The organism is Haladaptatus sp. ZSTT2 (assembly GCF_037081775.1).
In the GTDB taxonomy this organism is placed as follows: Archaea; Halobacteriota; Halobacteria; order Halobacteriales; family Halococcaceae; genus QDMS2.
Genome location: NZ_JBAMHQ010000001.1, coordinates 1,579,028 through 1,596,856, shown reverse-complemented (window position 1 = coordinate 1,596,856; position 17,829 = coordinate 1,579,028). Strand labels below are relative to the sequence as shown.

Here is a 17,829-nt window from a genome sequence, read left to right as displayed (position 1 = left end):
CGTGACCGAGAGCCAGAACACGCCCCAGCCCACGAATGAGGCCGTGACCACCGAATCGTTCGGGGCGGAGGCAACCGCAAGCCGGTCGTCGAACGACCTCGCAGAAGACCGGGGCTTCCTGAGTAGCGGCGACCGCGGACTGACCGACCCCGAAACGCTCGCCATCATCGGGCTGGTCGTCTCCATCATCGGCGTGCTGGTCGAACCCACGAGAGGGCGCTGATGGCCCGCGGCGCACCGCTCCTCTGGAGTGTGCTCATCTCCCTGCCGTTTCTCATCGGTGGTGGGCGGATTCTGCTCGGTATGACCAGCCTCGTCTACCCGCAGCTGCTTGGCTGGGCACTGGTGGTGTTTGGCCTCGTCATCGTCGCCATCGGCGCGTACGTCCAGCGGACGGCCCCAGCGGCGGTGCAACTCAGCGCCAACGAGTACATCATCGACCGACGCCATCCGACTCAGCGCGTCGCGACCGTCCGGCTCACCGGTGGCTTCGTCTTTCTCTCGGTTGCGACGTATCTCACCTACTTCACCCAAGAGCCGCTCGTCTACCCGCTCGTGGCGCTCATCCTCGGGCTGGTGTTGTTCTCACAGGGGCTGTTCACCTACTGGGCGAACTCGCTTACGACCTACTACCTGACCAACGAGCGAGTCATCAGCGAGTACCGATTCATCTCGCTCGTCCGCAAGGAACTCCCGCTTTCTAAGGTCAGGGGGATCCAAGAGAACCGGTCGCTGCTCGAAACCGTCGTCGGACTCGGAAACGTCCAAATCGCCGCCGGCGGGAGTGGACACCTCGAAATCATTCTTCGCAACGTCCGCGACTCGACCGGCTTCGCAGACCACCTGCGCGAACCCATCTAACGTGGTACGCGTTCTCGAACCCCTTCATTTCGACTGCAACCCCTCGTAGCTGGCCGTTCTGGCTATTTTTCGACCGTTCATCGGCTGAAACGGCCACAGTTCCAGTGGAAACAAAGGGGTAGTGAGTTACCACATCCCACATGTTTAGGTGCGCAAGGCGAGAAGCGACTGCTACATGATTCCCGCCTCCTTCGAGGAGTTCGAACCGGGGCAGACCTTCGAATTCGGCAGTCACACGCTCACCGAAGCCGAAATCATTGAGTTTGCCGAGGAGTACGACCCCCAGCCATTCCACGTCAGTGCCGAAGCAGCCGCGGACACGATGTTCGGCGGCCTCATCGCAAGCGGGTGGCAGACCTGCTCGGTGACGATGCGCCTGCTCGTCGATAATTTCATGAACAAAACCGCGAGCCTCGGTGCGGCCGGTGTCGATGAACTGCGCTGGCTCCAACCAGTCAGGCCGGGCGACACCCTCTCTGTGCGTATCGAAGTGCTCGAAACCTCGCCCGCAGAAAACGACCCGACGCGCGGGAACGTCACCTACGAACTCTCGACGTACAATCAAAACGACGAAAAGGTGCTGTCGATGAAAGCCCTCGGAATGATTGGCCGAGACGCCTAACGGTCTAAAAAGTCCGTAACGAGCTTTTGGGTCTCATCTTCTTGATACGCCGTGAGCGCGTGATGAAGCGCCTGGTTCATCGATTCATCGAGATTGAGCGGGCGCACCGAGTGCACCTGACGCTTTGCGATGCCGAGCACGTAGGTCGGTTTCTCTGCGAGCGTGTCCTCTAAGTCTGCAACCATCGCATCGAACTCGCCTGCGTCTGCGACCTGTTCGACGAGGCCTACGTCGTAGGCTCGGTCTGCGTCGATATTCTTGCCCGTCATGATGAGCCACTTGGTCATCCCCTCGCCAATCATGCCGGGGAGCTTCTGTGACCCGCCTAAGTCCATGGCGAGACCGACGTTCGCTTCAGGGAGGCCGAACTGCGCCCGGTGGCTCGCCACGCGAATATCACACGCAAGCGTGAGTTCGAGGCCGCCGCCGAGCGCGTAGCCGTCGATGGCGGCGACGATGGGCGCGTCGAGCGCCTCAAGGGTTCTGAGCGCGTCGTGGACGACTTCGAGGTTGTCGCGAACGTCGATTGGCTTCTGCTCTGCCCACTCAGGGACACCGGACATGTCCACGCCCGCAGAGAAATGGTCGCCCGCGCCGCGAATCGTCACCACGTCTACGTCCTCGTCTGCTAACTCCCGAAACAGCGCGCGCAGTTCGACGAACATCTCGCCGGTCATCGCGTTCAGTTTCTCCGGGCGATTTAGCGTTACCGTGACACGACCAGCATCGCGCTCCACGAGAAGTGTCTCGTATGCCATTGATACACAGTCACTCGCTTCCGGTGCAAAGTAGTTGCCGATGGCGGATTTTTTGGCGACCGAACGCGTCAGAAGCCTTCGTACAGCCCGGCTTCGACGACCTGCATGAGGATGGTCGCAAACTCGGTGTTCGCACTCCAGAGTCCCGCTTCCTCGCCCGAGCGATAGGTCGAAACCGAGAGTAAGATGATGTCGTCGTCACCGAGCAAGATACGGCCGGTCTGGTCGTCGCTCGGGCGATAGCCACGCGCTGGCTCGGTGGCCACGCCGAGGTCGCGTGCAATCTCGTTGACGCCGCCGTCGTCGCTGAGAACGCTCACTGAAACTCCGCGCGCGTCGGCCGACGCGAGCGCCTCGCACACCTCCGGCGGGAAGTGTCGGGTGTCGCCGGTGCCGAGAATGAGGCGGTCGTTCGCCGTCTCGATGAGGCTCACCGCGCGATTGTTGATGCGGGCCGCCCCACTTATCGTCCAGATGTCTTCGCGCTCTTCGATGCCCGTCCCCTCTGAAATCGCCTGTTCGACGTAGCTGAACGCGCGATTTTGCTCGCGCTCGAAGCGTTCTGTGAGCAGTTCGCGGGCCTCCGTGATGTCCACGGGCTTGTACGTAATCGGATTCGATTGTTGAATCTCGATGAGCCCCTGCGATTCGAGGCTCTCTGCGGTGGCGTACACCTGCGAGCGCGGCACGCTCGTCGCGTCGTTCACCTCGCGGGCGGTTCCCGTCCGCAGCCGCTGGAGGGTGATGAACACCTTTGCCTCGTAGGTCGTGAGCCCCAACTGCTCGAGTGACTCAACGGCGTCGTGGAAATCTGCGTCACTAGTGGCATTTTCACTGCCACTCATTGCACACCTCTGTCACATTTCCAATCCGAACAGTCATCTCTTTTGTTACTCTGTGATGGACAGATACATTACCTTTTTCTCTCGACATTGCGTCACAAGACAATCTCTTCGAGGTACGCAACGGCCTGGATTGGTGAATTTACTGTTTCAATTCCGTCGATATCGTGCGTGTTGAGTCCACAGACGGGCTTTCCGAAATCAAGGGCGTGCGCGATTTCTGACAGCGTTCCGTAATGACCGTCGATTGCAATGACGCCCGTCCCGTTCATCACGACGAGGACATTTCGCGCGTTTCCCAAGCCCGTCGCGAGCGCCGTGTCGACGTAGTCGTTCGCCGCAGCCGGGTCTGTCCCCGAGAGAATACCAATCGTGTGTCCGCCCTCCTCGCGCGCGCCGCGACAGACCGCTTCCATCACGCCACCAAGCCCGCCACAGATGACCGTATGGCCGCGTCGCCCGAGTTCTCTGCCGACTTCAACCGCCGTCTCGTAGGTCGGCTCATCGACCGTGCTCCCACCGATGACACTCACTCGCATGGCTCAGTGAAAGCAACCAGACACAAAAAAGTTCTCGCGCGAGTCACGCTACCAGTCCATGCCGCCGTTGACCGAGAGCACCTGTCCGGTCATGTACGCAGATTTCGGGCTAGCCACGTAGCTCACCATGCCCGTGATGTCCTCGACGCTGGCGAACCGACCCAAGGGGATGCGCCCGAGGATTTTCTCTTGCACCTCCGACGGGACGATGTCGAGCATGTCGGTCTTGACGAAGCCGGGCGCGACGCAGTTGGCCGTCGAGCCAGACCGCGCCATTTCGAGGGCAATCGTCCGGGTGAATCCGAACAGCCCGCTTTTCGTGGTCGCGTAGTTCGCTTGGCCGTAGTTCCCCTGCTGGCCAACGACGCTCGAGATGTTGATGAGCCGGCCGTGTTCTGCGTCGAGGAGGTCGTCGAAAAAGCAGTTCGTGCTGTTGAACACCCCGCCTAAGTTCACGTCCATGACGCGGTCCCAGTCTTCGCGCGTCATGTTGGTGAACGTCTTGTCGATGGTGATGCCCGCGTTGTTCACGAGCACGTCGATGGGGCCAACGCGGTCGTGGACGCGCTCGCACATCGCGGCGACCTCGTCGTAGTCTGAAACGTCACACTGCATCGAGATGGCGGTTCCGCCGTTCGCTTCTATTTCTTCGACCACGGTCGCGGCCTCGGCTTCACCCGACCGGTAGTTCACCACCACCGTTGCGCCGTGGCTCGCCAAATCGAGTGCAATCCCGCGACCGATGCCCCGAGAGCTTCCGGTCACCAGGCAGGTTTGGGTTGTGAGCATAGCTCACACTTCGGGGGCAGAAAAGAAATGGATTGCTTAGAGTTGGTCTTTCCAGGCCTGTGCCCGGGACTGTGAGACCTCTGCAATCTCCGCGAGCGTCTCTACGTCTGCGACGGCGAGGTCGGTGACGGTCTTGATGCCGGCCTCGCGCAGGCGGTCTGCGTAGGTTGGGCCGATGCCGTCTACGGTTTCGACGTCCGCCGCTGCCTCGTCGTCCGAGACGAGACTCGACTGCTGGGTGTCTGCGTCTCCCGTGTCTTCGATTTCGATGGTCGCCGCTTCGTCTTCGTCCATCGATTCGGCTGCCGATTCTGCTTCTGCATCGGCGTCCGATTCTTCAGCCACAGGTTCGTCAGCGTCCGGCTCGGCTGCTTCCGGTTCGTCGGCTTCTTCTTCGACCTGCGAGCGTTCGAGGTACCACTCGCTCACGCGCGGCCAGAGGTCGCGGTGGGAGCTGCCCGAGACCGAGAGGCCGATGTGGCCCGTCGGGAACTCGAAGGTTTCCGTGTCGTCGCTTGCGATGACGTCGTTGAACGGCTTCGAGGACTCCGGTGGGATGAGGTGGTCGTACTCGCCCATGATTTGGAGGACGGGCATGTCGATGTTCGTGAGGTCGACGCGCTTGCCGTTCAGCTCGAGCTCGTTTTTGTAGAGCTTGTTCTGCTGGTAGATGTCCTCTAAGAACTGGACGTAGGTCTTTCCGGCAACGTCGATGCCGTCAGAAAGCCACTGCTCCATCCGGCCGAAGTTCTCGATGAAGTCTTCGTTTTCGAGATTGTCGAACAGCCGGACGTACTTGTTGACGTAGTTGTCAACGGGGTCCATCAGCGCAAAGCCGATGTCGAGCATGTCGCTTGGCATGTTGCCAAACGTGTCGGTCACGTCAGACGGCGAGTAGTACTTCTCGTCGCCCCACATTTCGAGAACGCCGCCGGTGTCGCGGAAACACAGCCCCGCGGCCATCAGCCCGAGGTTGCGTACCTTCTCGGGGTGGAGTGCGGCGTACATCGCGCTCATGGTGCCGCCCATGCAGTAGCCGAGGATGTTGATGGACTCCTGGCCCGAACGCTCGCGCACCACGTCAACGCAGTTTTCGATGTAGCGGTTGACGTAGTCGTCGAGCGTCAGGTGGGCGTCCATTCGGGATGGCTCGTTCCAGTCGATGAGGTAGACGTCGTGGCCTGCATCGAGCAGGTGGCGAACCACGCTGCGGTCTGGCTGGAGGTCTAAGATGTACGGCCGGTTGATGAGCGCGTACACGATGAGAATCGGAACCTTGTGCTGCTCGTCGGTTCGCGACTCGTAGTGGAGCAATTCGAGTTTGTTCTCCGTGTAAACGACCTCGCTCGGCGTCTCGCCCACGTCAACTTCGAGCATTCGCTCTAGCTGTTCGGGAGCGATTTCGCCCTTCTCGAAGCCTTGGGTCGCGGCTTCGAAGGCGCGCCGCTGGAGGTCGAGTGTCGCTGCGAGCGGGTTCGTATAGGACATCTCAGTTCTCCTCTAGGAGCTGGTCTAACTTCTCTTCGACACGCTGCTGGCGGCGTTCGAGTTCGACGAGTCGCTCGCCGACTTCCATCACGTCACTGCGGGTGGCAAAGCCCCATTCTTGGAGGGCTTCTTCGCTCGCGGCGTCTGCCTGCTTTCGCGCTTCCATCATCGTCTCGACGAACTGGCCGGTGCCGGCGGCGAACGCCGAGGTGCTCATGACTTCTTTGAACGCCTTGTTGGCGCTCTGGAGCCAGATGTCGCGGAACTCGGTCATGTCAACGTCTTCGCCTTCGGCCACGTCGCCTGCGCGCGTCATCATGCGCTCTGCGGCGTCCATCCAGACCTCGTAGGCCCGGGTGTAGCCTTTCATCCCCTGGTTCAACTGCTCTTCGTCAGGCACGGAGCCTTCGAAGGCGTCAGCCCAGGCGTCCATAAACGCAGACTGCGCTTCCATGTTCTGTTCGAACGAGCGCGCGACGCTCTCGTTCCACTGTTCTACGAACTGACTCCACTGTGCTTGCATGTCGTTTTGGCTCATGTTACTCATGGTAAATAATCGGGTGACCGCGGTGAAAAATGATTCGTCGGTTTAGGCGTCGAGCTGCTCGCGGGCCTGCTCCTGGAACTCCTCTGCCTGGGACTCGAAGCGCTCGACGGCTTCGACCGTCTGGGCTTCCATGTCCTCTGCGTTCTCGAGCACGAGCGTCGTCTGCTCTTTGAGCGCGTTCAGGTACTCTTCCGAGAGCTCGTCGTAGTTTTCGAGGCTGCGTTCGAACTCCTGTTCGACGCCCTCGTAGAGTTCGGAGTGCCCTTCGGAGAGCGTTTCGAACTGCTCGTCAACGATGTCGCGGACCTGCTCTACGTTGCCGCGGGAGCCAGGAATCGTCGCCTCGATGGCGTCGAAGTAGCTGTGGAGTGCGGCCTTCGTGAAGGCAACGCCCGACTGCTGGGCGGACTTCTGGCTCTCTAAGCCGTTGAGGAAGAGCTTACCCATGCTCTTCTGGAAGGCGACAGACTGCTCTGCCATGCGCTGGCTCTGGTTGATCATCGTGCGCTGCATCTCGAATGCTGCCGAAACGGGCGTGGTGTATTGACTCATGATTAGTCCTCTCTGTTGCGTTTGACCGGAATGACGACGGTTTGAACGATGTCTCCTTCTTGGATATCGAGCGCTTCGCGCTCGGCGTCGGGGATGCTAATGCGCCCCCCGCTCTGGACACGGGTCTTGAACGTCGCCATGCCCATGCTCATCGCGCCAAGTTGCGAGAGACCGGAAAGCCCCGACCCCGTGCTCGCCCCCAACATCGACTGTACGTAGTCTTGCTGTTGGTCGAGCGCCTGCTGGCTCGCCTGCTGGAACTGCCGGGCGAACTGCGCCGGCGTCCACATCATCTCGTCATTCTCGGTCATTGCTCATCACCACCTACTCCCTCCAAGGGGATAAAGATTCCCTTCGATACCATCCAATACCATTCAATGGTTTCGGGTGGGCTCTGTTGTGTATCTCAACACAATACTTTATGATGTGTGAGAACGAATCGCAAGTATCAATGAGTTCTGAACCGCGGCATCAGTCTTTGGCTGAAACGTGGATGAAAACATCTACTCGACTGTTCAACAGCGCGATAGAGGCAAACCGGGCCACCCTTGCCGCCTTTGGGGTTCCAACCGTGCCGACCAACGGCACGACAACCGTTCCGGAGACTGAAGACGTACACGCCCTTGCCGGGGTCGACCTCGAGGGCTGGGACGTCGAAGTCACCGCAGACCACCGCGACGCCCTCGACATTGGTGACAAAGTTCGTTTCACGAAAACCATCTCGGAGAACGATGTCATCGAGTTCGCCCGCGCGAGCGGTGACACGAACCGCCTCCACCTCGACGAACCCTACGCAGAGAAAACCCGCTTCAAAGGCCGCATCGTCCACGGGACGCTCGCCGCAGGCCTCATCAGCGCTGCCCTCGCCCGGCTCCCGGGGCTCGTCATCTACCTCTCACAGGACGTGGAGTTCCGTAACCCCGTCCGAATCGGTGACCGCATCACTGCGGAAGTAGAAATCGTCGAAGACCTCGGGGACTACCGCTACCGACTCTCGACCATCGTCACCGATGGCGACGACACCATCGTCGACGGCGAAGCCGTTGTCCTCCTCGATAAGCGCCCTGACGCCTAAGCCTGTACGACTTCTGTCTCGGGCGTTAGAAACGCCCGAATCACTTCATTGAACGCGGCTGGCCGCTCTCGCGGCGGCCAATGACCGCAGTCTTCGAACACGGAGAGCGTGCTCTCCTGAATCTCCTCCGCCGCACGCACCGACCAGCGCACCGGAAACAGCGGGTCGTCTTCGCCGTGGACCACCAGCGTCGGTACGTCAACCTCGGCCAACTCGTCTACGTAGTTCGTGAGAAACCCATTGAACAGGAACTCACTGCGCTGCCAACTCGACAGCGTCTCGCCAACGGCCGGGTCGCTTGCCGCGTCGAACACGTCGTTTACGAACTCGCTGCTTCGATTGGTGGTAAACCCGCGCAGGCTCTCTCTGACCGACAGGTGCGTGCTCGTCGTGCCAGCCCACCACAGCGGGCCAAAGCCGGGCGTCCAGAGCGCCATCGACGCCGGAAGTCGCCACGGGGCGTCCCGGCCAAGCCCGTGGCTGTCCACGAGCACGAGTTTCTCGACCGCTTCTTCGAGCGCGTGTCCAAGCGCCACCGCCCCACCCATAGAGATGCCGACGAGCGTTGGCGCGTCGATGTCGAGTTCGTCTAAAAACGCCGACAGCACCTCGCGGTAGTACGCAGTCGTGTAGCACCGTCGTGGCTTCTCACTCTCGCCGTGACCGGGGAAGTCGAGCGCGTAGACGCGGTGGGTCTCTGCCAACGCTGGAATCGTGTGTCGCCACGAAACGGTGGCAGCGTCGAGGCCGATGCCGTGGAGCAACACGACTGGCGGCCCCTCACCGGCTTCGAAATACCGCACAGAAACGCGCTCATCTTCGACTGGAAGCGAGACGCGCTGTGATGTCGGTTCGGAAGAACTCATCTTGAAAATGCTCCGAAAGGACGACGTATGAGACTTTGGAAAGCGGCTACTTGGGGTCGTACGCGCCCGCGCGCTCGAACTCGCCGCGCCGCCTGAGAACGCTCGGCGTCCGACACACCCCGTCTGCACCCGTCACTTGGGGAATCGTACAGTTGTTGCAACTCGCACACACCACCGCGCTTTCCGCATCGGCAAGCAATCGCGCCGCAAGCCGCGGCTCTGCGTAAAACGGCCGCGCCATCCCGGCCATGTCGCACGCGCCAGACAACAGCAGTCGGTCGATTTGTGGGCGCGTCCGCACGCCCCCTTCCATGAGTACGGGCACATCGACCGCTGCGCGAACCGTCCGACAGAACGACTCGTTCCAGCCTTCCGCGTCCGAAAACCGCCGGGCTTGCAGTCGATTGCCCATCTCCACCGAGCGCGCCCGCACGCGCCCGCCAAACGCTTCCTCGTAGCCCGATTCGAGCTGTTCGAGGTGCCACGCCCGCGCCGGGAACCGCCCCCGAACGATGCTCATGTCCCAGAACGTCGAAACCTCGACCGGTACGAGCGCATCGAAGCCGAGGTTTGCCGCGCGTTTGGCCAATTCAATGCCGTCTTCGACCGACAGCTTCCGCCGAACAAACCACGGGGCGGCCGTCTCCGCCGGAATCTTCGTGACGAGCGGTACGTCCCCCGCGTGCGTGCGAATCTCGTCGTATACTGCTTCGAGGAAGCGAAAGCCGTCCGCGAACTCGTCGGTTCGCCGGTTGTAGTACGGCGAGAGGAACTGCTGGATGATGCCCATGTTCGCCCCGGCGAGGTGGATGCCGTCGTAGCCCGCATCGACGGCGTGGCCCGCCGCCCGTCCGAAATCCGCGGCCAAGTCGTACACCTCGTCGGTCGAAAGGATGTGAGGCGTATACGAAAACACACCCAACCGGTCGAGCGCGCGGAGGAACCGCGGCGGTCTCGACACCGCCAACTGCGTAAGATTCGGATGTTCTAAACGATAGCCCGCGTGCCATGTCTCCATACTCCTGAGTCCGCCGTGTTCGAGTTGGATGAAAATGTGCGACCCGTGGTCGTGAATCGCGTCGGTGACTTCCGTGAGTTCCGAGACGAACGCCGGGTCGTGGACGCGCGTCATCCCCGGGGCGGCACATCCACCCTCGCCGCGGACGATAGTCGCGCCCTGGAAAATGAGTCCCACGCCCGACGCGGCGGCTGGTTCGAGCTTTCGGCGCAGTATCGCTGGCGCATCCGGACCGTTGCCCGCACATTCGAGCAGTGGTGCGCGATACAGCCGATTCGGGAGCGTGACGCCGCCGAGTGCTACCGGATCGTGAAGCGACGGCATACGCTCATCTATGCGGTGTGACAGTAAAAAGCCGCTTTCGCCTACTTCGACACGTCGAGCAGCGCAACGCGTTCGAGGACGAGCGCTTCGAGCGGTGCTCCCGAGGCAGCGCGCTCTGTGTCCCCAATATCGAACAGGTCGCAGACGAGCGCTTCGTCGTAGCGCCCGAGCGTTGCGCTTTCGGTGAGCAGGGTTTCAACCTCCCTTGCTGCGGCCGCTTCGTCGCCGGCTCCGTCTTCGACCACGAGTACGACGAGGTCGCACTCGCCTTCGTTCGCGCCGACTTCGAGCGCCTGATTTATCTGGCGGCGCGCAGCGACGTAGAGTAAGATTTCGACCGCACGGTCGTCCGCGACGTTCTCGCCGCGCGCAAACGCACGGTCTGCGAGTTCGACCGCCCGCCGGAGGTGCGCCTCGCTCACGACGTAGCGCGCGTCGAACGCCTGAATCGTACACCCCGTCTCTGCGCCGATGGCTTGGAGGCTGGTGACGAACTCGGTGATGTCGTCGATGGTCGCGGTTCCTTCGACAACCCGCATCAGAAATCACCGAACGTCGCCTGGTCTTCTTCGGTGTCGGTGGGTTCCTCCCCGCCCGTGGCGCGGGTCACGCGGGCTTTCGCTTCGGCGTCCGGGTCGACACCGCTCATCGACGCGTCCTGTCGACCCGCGTTTTCGAGGATGTTCTCTGCGGTTTTGCGCCGCCCCCGAAGCGCGCCGAGCACCACGGCTTTGTCGGCGTTTCGCAACTCAGCGCGCGTCGTAATTCCGGCCTCGTAGAGCCGTCGGGCGCGCTTTCTCCCCACGCCGCGCACGCCTGCGAGGTCGAGGAGTTCTTCGCCCACGCCGTACTGGACGCGCTTTCTGGCCTCGCGGATGGCGGGTGCCCACTGTAAGTCGAGTTCGCCCGCAAGCCGTTCTGCCGCGCCGAGCAACCAGTCTGCGGTTTCGACCTTCCCACGAATGTCGCCCGGCCCGATGCCGTAGCGGTCGGTGATGCGGTCTTCGTCCTCCTCGCTCGCCCAGTCTTCCATCATGCGGGCCGTCTTGTGGGCCGCAAGCCAGTCTTCGAACGGCCCGGCGTCGAACTCACTTGGGACTCGCCCAAGGTACTCACGTTCGCGTTTGTAGCACTCTTCTGTGTACTGCTCGCGGTCGCCAGACCGCAAGTAGAGTTGGTACATGTTCGGCGTCCGGCTCACGAGGTGGTACAGCCCGAAGGCGGTCGGGCGCTCGTCTGTGGCCCGCAGTCCGTCGATGATTTCTGCGGCGCTCATCGGGTCGAGATACAGCCGTGAGACGGTGTGGCCGATGCTCGTGGCGAACATGTCGTCGCCCTCGCGTTCTAAGAAGCCGTTCACTTCGAGGTAGTCGAGGACGTTGTCGAGCACCTGTTCGATGCGCCCCTGTTCTGTCGTCTGGGTCGCATAGAGCGTCTGGTCTAAGAAGTCGAGCAGTCCCTGTCTGGAGTCTGCAAATCCGGAGGCGACGGTCGCAAGGATGTGGGTGCGCATCGCGGGCTCTGCGGCCAACTTCGAGCGCACGTTTTCTGGGCCAGTCCAGATGTAGCGGTCGAACAGTTCGTCGAGTTCGTCGTGGGAGTTTGCGAGCAACACGGCCTCGCCGTGGGGGTCGAGTCCCGGCCTGCCCGCGCGCCCACACATCTGGTGGACTTCGAGCACTGAGAGCGGCTTCATTCCGCCGAGCGTGCCGTCGTAGCGCCGCCAGTCGCGCACGATAACGCGGCGACTCGGTGTGTTGACACCCGCAGCGAGCGTCGGCGTCGCGGAGACGACCTTGATGAGGCGGTCGCGGAAGGCGTCTTCGACGGCCGTTCGGTGTTCGGTCGTCAGCCCGGCGTGGTGGAACGCCGCGCCCTTTTTCACCGCGTCCGCGAGGTTGTCGCTCGTTTCGGTGTCGGAGATGTCACGAATCTCTTTGGCGAGGACCGCGAGCTTTCGGCGTTCCTCTGCGCTGAGGAAGTCCTCGACCGCACCCGCGAGTCGTCGTGCCGCCGCCTCCGCATTCCGTCGCGAGTTGACGAACACGAGCGTCGACCCCTCGTCTGCGAGCGTATCTTTGACGATGGCGGCGGTCGGCTTTTCGCCGTTTTTCACCGGGAGCGACCGCTGGGTGCCGTCTTCTAAGTGGAGTGCCTGTCCGTAGTGGACGCCCTTCTGTAACTCGATGGGTCGCCAATCTGAGTCGATGAGCGTCGCGTCCAGCCACTCGGCGATGTCTTCGGGGTTGCCAACGGTCGCAGAGAGCGCCACCGTCTGCAGGCCGAGATTTCGCTGGCGGAGTTTAGCGAGGGTGACTTCGAGCGTCGGGCCGCGGCTGCGGTCGTCGACGAGATGAACTTCGTCTGCGACCGCACAGCTCAGGTCGTCTATCCACGGTGCGCCATTGCGGACGAGCGAGTCGACTTTCTCGCTCGTGGCGACGATGATGTCGCACTTCCCAAGCCACTCGCCGTCGGATTCGTAGTTGCCCGTCGAGACACCGACCGTCAGGCCGTACTGTTCGAACTGCTCAAACTCGGCTTTTTTCTCGCTTGCGAGCGCGCGCAGGGGAACAATATAGAGTGCTTTCCCGCCGCGTTCGACGCTCGCGAGCATGCCGAGTTGGGCGATGAGCGTCTTGCCGCTCGCCGTTGGCACGCTTGCGACGATGCTTTGGCCGTCCGTGATACCGGCTTCGACTGCCTCGCCCTGTGGCGGGTAGAGCGATTCGATTCCGGCGTCCTGTAAGTGGCCCGGGAACCACTCGGGTACGCCAGTGAGGTCCGCGACATCCATTACTCTCCTTTCTCGCGTCTTGCCGTTTAAACTGTCGCACGCTCCGTCAACCCTATTACCGAATCGGCCAAAGCGCAGGCCATGAAAGTCGAGTTCGACCGCGACACCTGCATTGGCATGTTCCAGTGCGTTGCCGAATGGGAGGAAGGGTTCGCCCGCGACGAGACGGCGGGCAAAGCAGACCTACTTGAGGGAGAGGAAGTGGATGAAGACGTGTTCGTCCGCGACGTACCAGCAGACGAGGAGTTCGACGCGAAGTTCGCCGCCCGCGTCTGTCCCGTTGATGCCATCACAATCTACGACGACGACGGCGAACAGCTCATCCCCTGAGCCGCCGATTCACGCTGCTTCTCGGTCGGTCCGCTTTCACCCCTAGACCGACGAGTGTCAGACTCGTCTCGGATGAATTGACAAAAAGATTATATTCTCGGCTGAACCTATTGTGAATCGGGTGAGAGAATGGCACAGCGACGCGAACACCGGCATCTCGAAGAATGGGCCGCACTCATCGGCGTGCCCGTTCCGGACAAGCCACGCGGCAGAACCGACGACCAGCGACAAGCCTGAGCGTTGCCACTCTGTGGCGTAAGCGCGAAAAAACTGGCAGGGTGAACCGGCTTAGCTGATTTTCTCGTACTGTTCAGAGAGTTTGTCTGCGGCCGCGCCGAGCTGCTCGCGTTCGAGCTCGTTCAGGTTCCAGTCAACGACTTCTTCGACGCCGTTTGCGCCGAGCTTGACGGGGACGCCGAGGCCGACGTCGTCGTGACCGTACTCGCCGTCGAGGGCGACGCTCGCGGGGAGCACTGCGCCGGTGTCGTTGAGGATGGCTTCGACCATGTGGGCGACGCCCGTTGCGGGGCCCCACTGGGTTGCGCCCTTGCGCTCGATGACGTTCATCGCAGATTCCTTCAGGTCTGCGAGAATCTCGTCTTTCTCGTCGCTCGAGAACTCAGGGTCTGCGCCGTTGATGCGCACCTTCGAGAACACGGGCACCTGTGCGTCGCCGTGCTCACCGAGGATGGTGGCTTCGACGTTTTTGACGGGCACGTCGAAACGGTCGCTGAGGACGTAGCGGAAGCGCGCGGAGTCGAGACGGCCACCGAAGCCAATGACCTGCTCGCGGGCGCGGTCGCCGGTTTCGTAGAGGTGGCGGTTCAGCAGGTCAACCGGGTTCGACGTGGTGACGCTGATGAAGTCGTCGTTGTACTCAGCAAGCGAGGAGCCGATATCCTCCATGATGGGCGCGTTGTCGCCCGCGAGGTCGATGCGGGTCTGGCCCGGTTTGCGTGGGATGCCAGCCGTGATGACGACGACGTCGGAGCCTTCGGTGGCCGAGTAGTCGCCTTGGACGACACGCGTGTTCGAGTCGTACGCGATGCCGTGGTTCGTGTCCGCGGCCTGGCCGACCGTCTTGTCTTCCATCTTCGGGATGTCCACGAAGACGAGTTCGTCTACCACGTCGCGAAGCGCGAGGTTGTACCCAGCAGCGGCGCCGACCGTGCCTGCAGCACCGACTATGCTAACTTTCGCCATAATACCTGAATCACTCTCTGTTTCCGGGTTAAACGCTTCGAAACCGTGGCCTACTTGCGGGAAAATGTCGCCGCAAACTTCGCCGGAGGCCTTTTTGAGATTGCGTGCGTGCACTCAGATATGAGTGGGTTCGACAAAGAGGCAGAACGCCAACGCCTCCGCGAACAGTTCAAGAAGGATGAAGCGAATCGCAAAGAGACCGAGCGCATGAGCGAGCTGTTGCTCAAGGGCGCGACCATGACCAACAAACACTGTGACACCTGTGGCGACCCCATCTTCCGCTATCAGGGCCAGGAGTTCTGTGCGACTTGCGAGGGCAACAGACAGGAGGCAAGCGACGCGCAGGCACAGCAAGCCCAACAGGCACAGCAAACACAGCAGTCCCAACCGCAACCCGCCCCACAAGAGGCCGAAAACGGCGAACACCCGGTCGAACAGGCGGCCACCGAGGCAAAGGCAGACGAACTCGAAGCCGCCACACAAGCGGCCGACTCCGCGATGGACGACCTCGACGAGCAAGCGACCGAAATCGCGCGCGTGCCTACACAGCCCGCACAGCGAAATTCACCGTCCACGCAGTCTGCAGACCTCAGCCAAGCCCAGCAGTCGCTCGTCCGCACGCTCACCAAACTCACGACTGCTGCAGAACAGGAAGACGACGTTGGGCGCACGAAAGAGTACCTTGAAGCCGCCCACGAAGCCGCAGACGCCCTTGCCGCCGTCAAAAAAGCGAGCCGTTAGTTCTTCTTCGAGTAGTCGCTGCCCACCACTTCTCGAATCCGTTCCGCCGTCACCTTGCCAACACCCTTCACTTCCATCAACTCCTCCTCGGTGGCTTCCATCACGGCTTCGACCGTCCCGAAGTCAGCCAGCAACGCCCGCGCGGTCACGGGGCCGATGTCCGCAATCGACGCGACGACGTACTCCTGTTGTTCGGTGAGCGTTTTCTTCGTCTTCTTGCCGTGGACGCTCACTTCGCGCTGGTCGGTTTTCTGCTCGCGCGAGGCAATCACTTGGAGCAGGTCAGCCGTGTCTTTCTGGTCTTCAGTTCGCAACACGCTCGCGCCGAAATCGATGGCGAGCGACGCGAGCGCGCCGCGAATCGCGTTCGGGTGGACGTTGCGCTCGCCGTAGAGGTTCTCGCCTTCGATGATGACGACGGGGCGGCCGTAGTAGCGCGCCGCGTCGCCCACCTGCTCGAACATCGAGCGGTCGCCTCCGGTGAGCGTATCGAGGAAGTCAGAGACCGATTTGCGCTCGACGACGACACGGTCTGAGAGTACGTAGTCACCGACTTCGAGCGTCTCTAAGCGAATTTTCACGCCGTCGCGCTTCGAGAGGTCGCGGGCGATGGTCGAGTCGAGTTCGCGCTGGTCTGCGACGATTTCGATGGTGTCCTCGTCTTCGACGCCGCCCGCCCGCGGCACGTCCTTCTCGGGGTCGTCGGCTTCGCTCTCTCCTTTCTCTTTTTTCGCCTCCGCAAAATCCGTGAGCGCCGGTTGGACGTTCTTTTTCGACTCGCTCCCGCCGTTGGTCTCGGCTTTCACCGCCGCGCTCTCTGTCCCGGTTTCCGCGCTCGCAAACTCGCTCAGGGCGTGCTGGCCGAGTTCCGTCTCTAAGTCCGCGACAATCCCTTTCAGCTTCTGCAACTCGTCTTGCATCTTCGACTCTTCCTGGCGGGATTTCCAGAAAAACGCCTCGTCGCGCGTGTTCTTGGCGATGAGGACGACGACACGACCCTCGGCCTGTCGGCCGGTCCGCCCTTTGCGCTGAATCGAGCGAATCCCCTTCGGGACGGGTTCGTAGAACAGCACCAAATCGACCTCGGGCACGTCAAGCCCCTCTTCTGCAACGGAGGTAGAAACGAGCACTTCGAACTCGCCGCTGCGGAAGGCGTCGAGCGTCTCTTGTTGCTCTTTTTGGGTCATCCCGTCGGAGCCTTCGCGATCGCCCTGCCCGACGAACTTCCGCACCGAAAAGTGAGCGGAGAGGAACTCCACGAGCGTCTCTGCGGTGTCGCGGTACTCGGTGAACACGATGACGCGCTCGCCGTCTTTGATGCCGAGCGTCTCTGCTATCAGCATCCGCGTCTGGGAGAGCTTCGGGTGGAGACCGTCGTACTCGCGGGCTTTCCGCATCGCTTCGCGAATCTTTGGTTCTGAGACGAGTCGCTGACTAGCCTTCGATGCGCCTGACGAACGCGCTTCGTTGCGCAGGCGCTCGAAGTAGGCGATGAGTGATTCGACGCCTTGGGATTCGACGACCTCGACGGCGTGTTTCAGCTTCATCACCTCGGCGTGGACGCTCATCCCTTTGTACCCCTCAGACTGGTCGTTGCGGATGAGTTTCTGGAGTTCGCGCTGGGCGGCGAACAGTTCCTTTCGCGAGATGTCTACGCGCGCGGACTTCAGGACGCCAAGTTGTTTCAGTTTCTCAAGCCGGTCTTTGACAATCTCGTTCATCCCGTCGCGGATTTCGAGGATTTCCTTCGGCACTTGGACGTTCTTCCACTCGACTTCCGTGTCGTGGGTGTACTCGTCTACGTCAGAATCGCCCTCGCCTTTGACCGCCACGTTCGAGAGGCCGAGGTTCTGGCAGACGGTGAGAATCTCCTCAGCATCGCCACCCGGCGACGCGCTCATCCCCGTCACGAGCGGCTCCTCTGCGTCGGCGTGATACCGCTCTGCGATGTAGCAGTAGGCGTAGTCGCCGGTCGCGCGGTGGCACTCGTCGAAGGTGAGGTGGGTCACGTCGGCGAGTGAAATCCGACTGCCGACGAGGTCGTTTTCAATGACCTGTGGGGTTGCAATGATAATCGTCGCATCCTGCCAGAGGGAGACGCGGTCGTCCGGGCGAACCTCGCCCGTGAACACGACGATTTCTTCGTCGGGAATGTCGAGGGCCATCCGGTAGAACTCGGCGTGTTGTTGCACCAGTGGCTTCGTCGGTGCGAGCAACACGGACTTACCGCCGTGCTGGTGGAGGCGTTGGGCGGTGACGAGCAGGCTCACGGTGGTCTTCCCGAGGCCGGTTGGCAGACACACGAGCGTGTGGCCGGATTGGGCGTCACCGGCGAGTTCGATTTGGTAGAGTCGGCGCTCAATGACCGACGGTCGGAGCAATGGGTGGTCTACGTAGGCTTGCTGGTCGGTCGCCGCCATTTCCAGAAAATTTGCCGTGCCGCCGGTTAAGGGTTCGTGTAGCGGGGTGAAAGTGGC

Annotated in this window: 20 protein-coding genes; 6 read left to right on the top strand and 14 right to left on the bottom strand. The window is 61.6% G+C overall.

All coding sequences use genetic code 11. The features are described from left to right. Position 1 precedes the first annotated feature (1 nt). The 3 genes from V5N13_RS08695 to V5N13_RS08685 all read left to right on the top strand — a co-directional run bounded on the left by V5N13_RS08695 (position 2) and on the right by V5N13_RS08685 (position 1,483). Entirely contained in the window at positions 2 to 223 is a 222-nt protein-coding gene (locus tag V5N13_RS08695) for a hypothetical protein (RefSeq protein WP_336360449.1), read from the top strand. Then, positions 223 to 861: a PH domain-containing protein gene (locus V5N13_RS08690; RefSeq protein WP_336360448.1), complete on the top strand. Its 639-nt coding sequence runs from the start codon at positions 223 to 225 to the stop codon at positions 859 to 861. The genes V5N13_RS08695 and V5N13_RS08690 overlap by 1 nt, the downstream gene beginning before the upstream one ends. Before the next feature lie 148 nt (positions 862 to 1,009). After that, complete coding sequence (locus V5N13_RS08685; protein ID WP_442904920.1) at positions 1,010 to 1,483, top strand: MaoC family dehydratase; 474 nt, start codon at positions 1,010 to 1,012, stop codon at positions 1,481 to 1,483. On the opposite strand, the gene V5N13_RS08680 is transcribed toward V5N13_RS08685, so the two are convergent. The 8 genes from V5N13_RS08680 to V5N13_RS08645 form a co-directional block, all read right to left on the bottom strand. Beyond that, a complete protein-coding gene (locus V5N13_RS08680) occupies positions 1,480 to 2,241 on the bottom strand; it encodes an enoyl-CoA hydratase/isomerase family protein (RefSeq protein ID WP_336360447.1) in 762 nt (253 codons plus the stop codon). The two genes, V5N13_RS08685 and V5N13_RS08680, sit on opposite strands and share 4 nt — an antisense overlap. Positions 2,242 to 2,309: 68 nt before the next feature. Then, positions 2,310 to 3,086 carry a TrmB family transcriptional regulator gene (locus V5N13_RS08675; protein ID WP_332897512.1) on the bottom strand — a complete coding sequence of 259 codons (777 nt, stop codon included), beginning with the start codon at positions 3,084 to 3,086 and terminating at the stop codon, positions 2,310 to 2,312. Positions 3,087 to 3,178: 92 nt separating this feature from the next. After that, positions 3,179 to 3,622: a TIGR00725 family protein gene (locus V5N13_RS08670; RefSeq protein WP_336360446.1), complete on the bottom strand. Its 444-nt coding sequence runs from the start codon at positions 3,620 to 3,622 to the stop codon at positions 3,179 to 3,181. A 48-nt stretch (positions 3,623 to 3,670) separates the two neighbouring features. Continuing rightward, a complete protein-coding gene (locus tag V5N13_RS08665) occupies positions 3,671 to 4,411 on the bottom strand; it encodes a beta-ketoacyl-ACP reductase (protein ID WP_336360445.1) in 741 nt (246 codons plus the stop codon). 36 nt (positions 4,412 to 4,447) lie between these two features. After that, positions 4,448 to 5,899 carry a class III poly(R)-hydroxyalkanoic acid synthase subunit PhaC gene (gene phaC / locus V5N13_RS08660; RefSeq protein ID WP_336360444.1) on the bottom strand — a complete coding sequence of 484 codons (1,452 nt, stop codon included), beginning with the start codon at positions 5,897 to 5,899 and terminating at the stop codon, positions 4,448 to 4,450. A gap of 1 nt (position 5,900) precedes the next feature. Beyond that, the gene (locus tag V5N13_RS08655) at positions 5,901 to 6,446 is read right to left on the bottom strand and encodes a poly(R)-hydroxyalkanoic acid synthase subunit PhaE (protein ID WP_332897508.1); all 546 of its coding nucleotides are present in this window, start codon (positions 6,444 to 6,446) and stop codon (positions 5,901 to 5,903) included. A gap of 42 nt (positions 6,447 to 6,488) precedes the next feature. Next, complete coding sequence (locus V5N13_RS08650; protein ID WP_336360443.1) at positions 6,489 to 6,998, bottom strand: hypothetical protein; 510 nt, start codon at positions 6,996 to 6,998, stop codon at positions 6,489 to 6,491. A 2-nt stretch (positions 6,999 to 7,000) separates the two neighbouring features. Further along, on the bottom strand, positions 7,001 to 7,309 hold the full coding sequence (locus V5N13_RS08645; RefSeq protein WP_332897506.1) for an AbrB/MazE/SpoVT family DNA-binding domain-containing protein: 309 nt from the start codon (positions 7,307 to 7,309) through the stop codon (positions 7,001 to 7,003). Positions 7,310 to 7,449: 140 nt separating this feature from the next. Between V5N13_RS08645 and V5N13_RS08640 the strand changes: the two genes are divergently transcribed. Next, on the top strand, positions 7,450 to 8,073 hold the full coding sequence (locus tag V5N13_RS08640) for a MaoC family dehydratase (RefSeq protein WP_336360442.1): 624 nt from the start codon (positions 7,450 to 7,452) through the stop codon (positions 8,071 to 8,073). On the opposite strand, the gene V5N13_RS08635 is transcribed toward V5N13_RS08640, so the two are convergent. The 4 genes from V5N13_RS08635 to V5N13_RS08620 are packed head-to-tail and all read right to left on the bottom strand — an operon-like array spanning position 8,070 to position 13,078. Further along, positions 8,070 to 8,939, bottom strand: a complete 870-nt coding sequence (locus V5N13_RS08635) for an alpha/beta fold hydrolase (RefSeq protein ID WP_336360441.1) — start codon at positions 8,937 to 8,939, stop codon at positions 8,070 to 8,072. The genes V5N13_RS08640 and V5N13_RS08635 overlap by 4 nt on opposite strands. A gap of 46 nt (positions 8,940 to 8,985) precedes the next feature. Further along, on the bottom strand, positions 8,986 to 10,281 hold the full coding sequence (locus V5N13_RS08630; RefSeq protein ID WP_336360440.1) for an oxidoreductase: 1,296 nt from the start codon (positions 10,279 to 10,281) through the stop codon (positions 8,986 to 8,988). Between the two features lie 41 nt (positions 10,282 to 10,322). Next, a complete protein-coding gene (gene cgi121, locus V5N13_RS08625) occupies positions 10,323 to 10,820 on the bottom strand; it encodes a KEOPS complex subunit Cgi121 (protein WP_336360439.1) in 498 nt (165 codons plus the stop codon). Further along, on the bottom strand, positions 10,820 to 13,078 hold the full coding sequence (locus V5N13_RS08620; RefSeq protein WP_336360438.1) for an ATP-dependent DNA helicase: 2,259 nt from the start codon (positions 13,076 to 13,078) through the stop codon (positions 10,820 to 10,822). The genes cgi121 and V5N13_RS08620 overlap by 1 nt, the downstream gene beginning before the upstream one ends. 81 nt (positions 13,079 to 13,159) lie before the next feature. On the opposite strand from V5N13_RS08620, the gene V5N13_RS08615 reads away from it, so the two are divergent. Further along, positions 13,160 to 13,408 carry a ferredoxin gene (locus V5N13_RS08615; protein WP_332897500.1) on the top strand — a complete coding sequence of 83 codons (249 nt, stop codon included), beginning with the start codon at positions 13,160 to 13,162 and terminating at the stop codon, positions 13,406 to 13,408. Between the two features lie 288 nt (positions 13,409 to 13,696). Here V5N13_RS08615 and mdh read toward each other — a convergent pair whose 3' ends face one another. After that, positions 13,697 to 14,611, bottom strand: a complete 915-nt coding sequence (gene mdh, locus V5N13_RS08610; protein WP_336360437.1) for a malate dehydrogenase — start codon at positions 14,609 to 14,611, stop codon at positions 13,697 to 13,699. Between the two features lie 120 nt (positions 14,612 to 14,731). On the opposite strand from mdh, the gene V5N13_RS08605 reads away from it, so the two are divergent. Beyond that, positions 14,732 to 15,352, top strand: a complete 621-nt coding sequence (locus tag V5N13_RS08605; protein WP_336360436.1) for an Sjogren's syndrome/scleroderma autoantigen 1 family protein — start codon at positions 14,732 to 14,734, stop codon at positions 15,350 to 15,352. Here the strand turns inward: V5N13_RS08605 and V5N13_RS08600 are convergent. Further along, positions 15,349 to 17,772: a DEAD/DEAH box helicase gene (locus V5N13_RS08600; RefSeq protein WP_336360435.1), complete on the bottom strand. Its 2,424-nt coding sequence runs from the start codon at positions 17,770 to 17,772 to the stop codon at positions 15,349 to 15,351. The two genes, V5N13_RS08605 and V5N13_RS08600, sit on opposite strands and share 4 nt — an antisense overlap. Between the last annotated feature and the right edge of the window lie 57 nt (positions 17,773 to 17,829).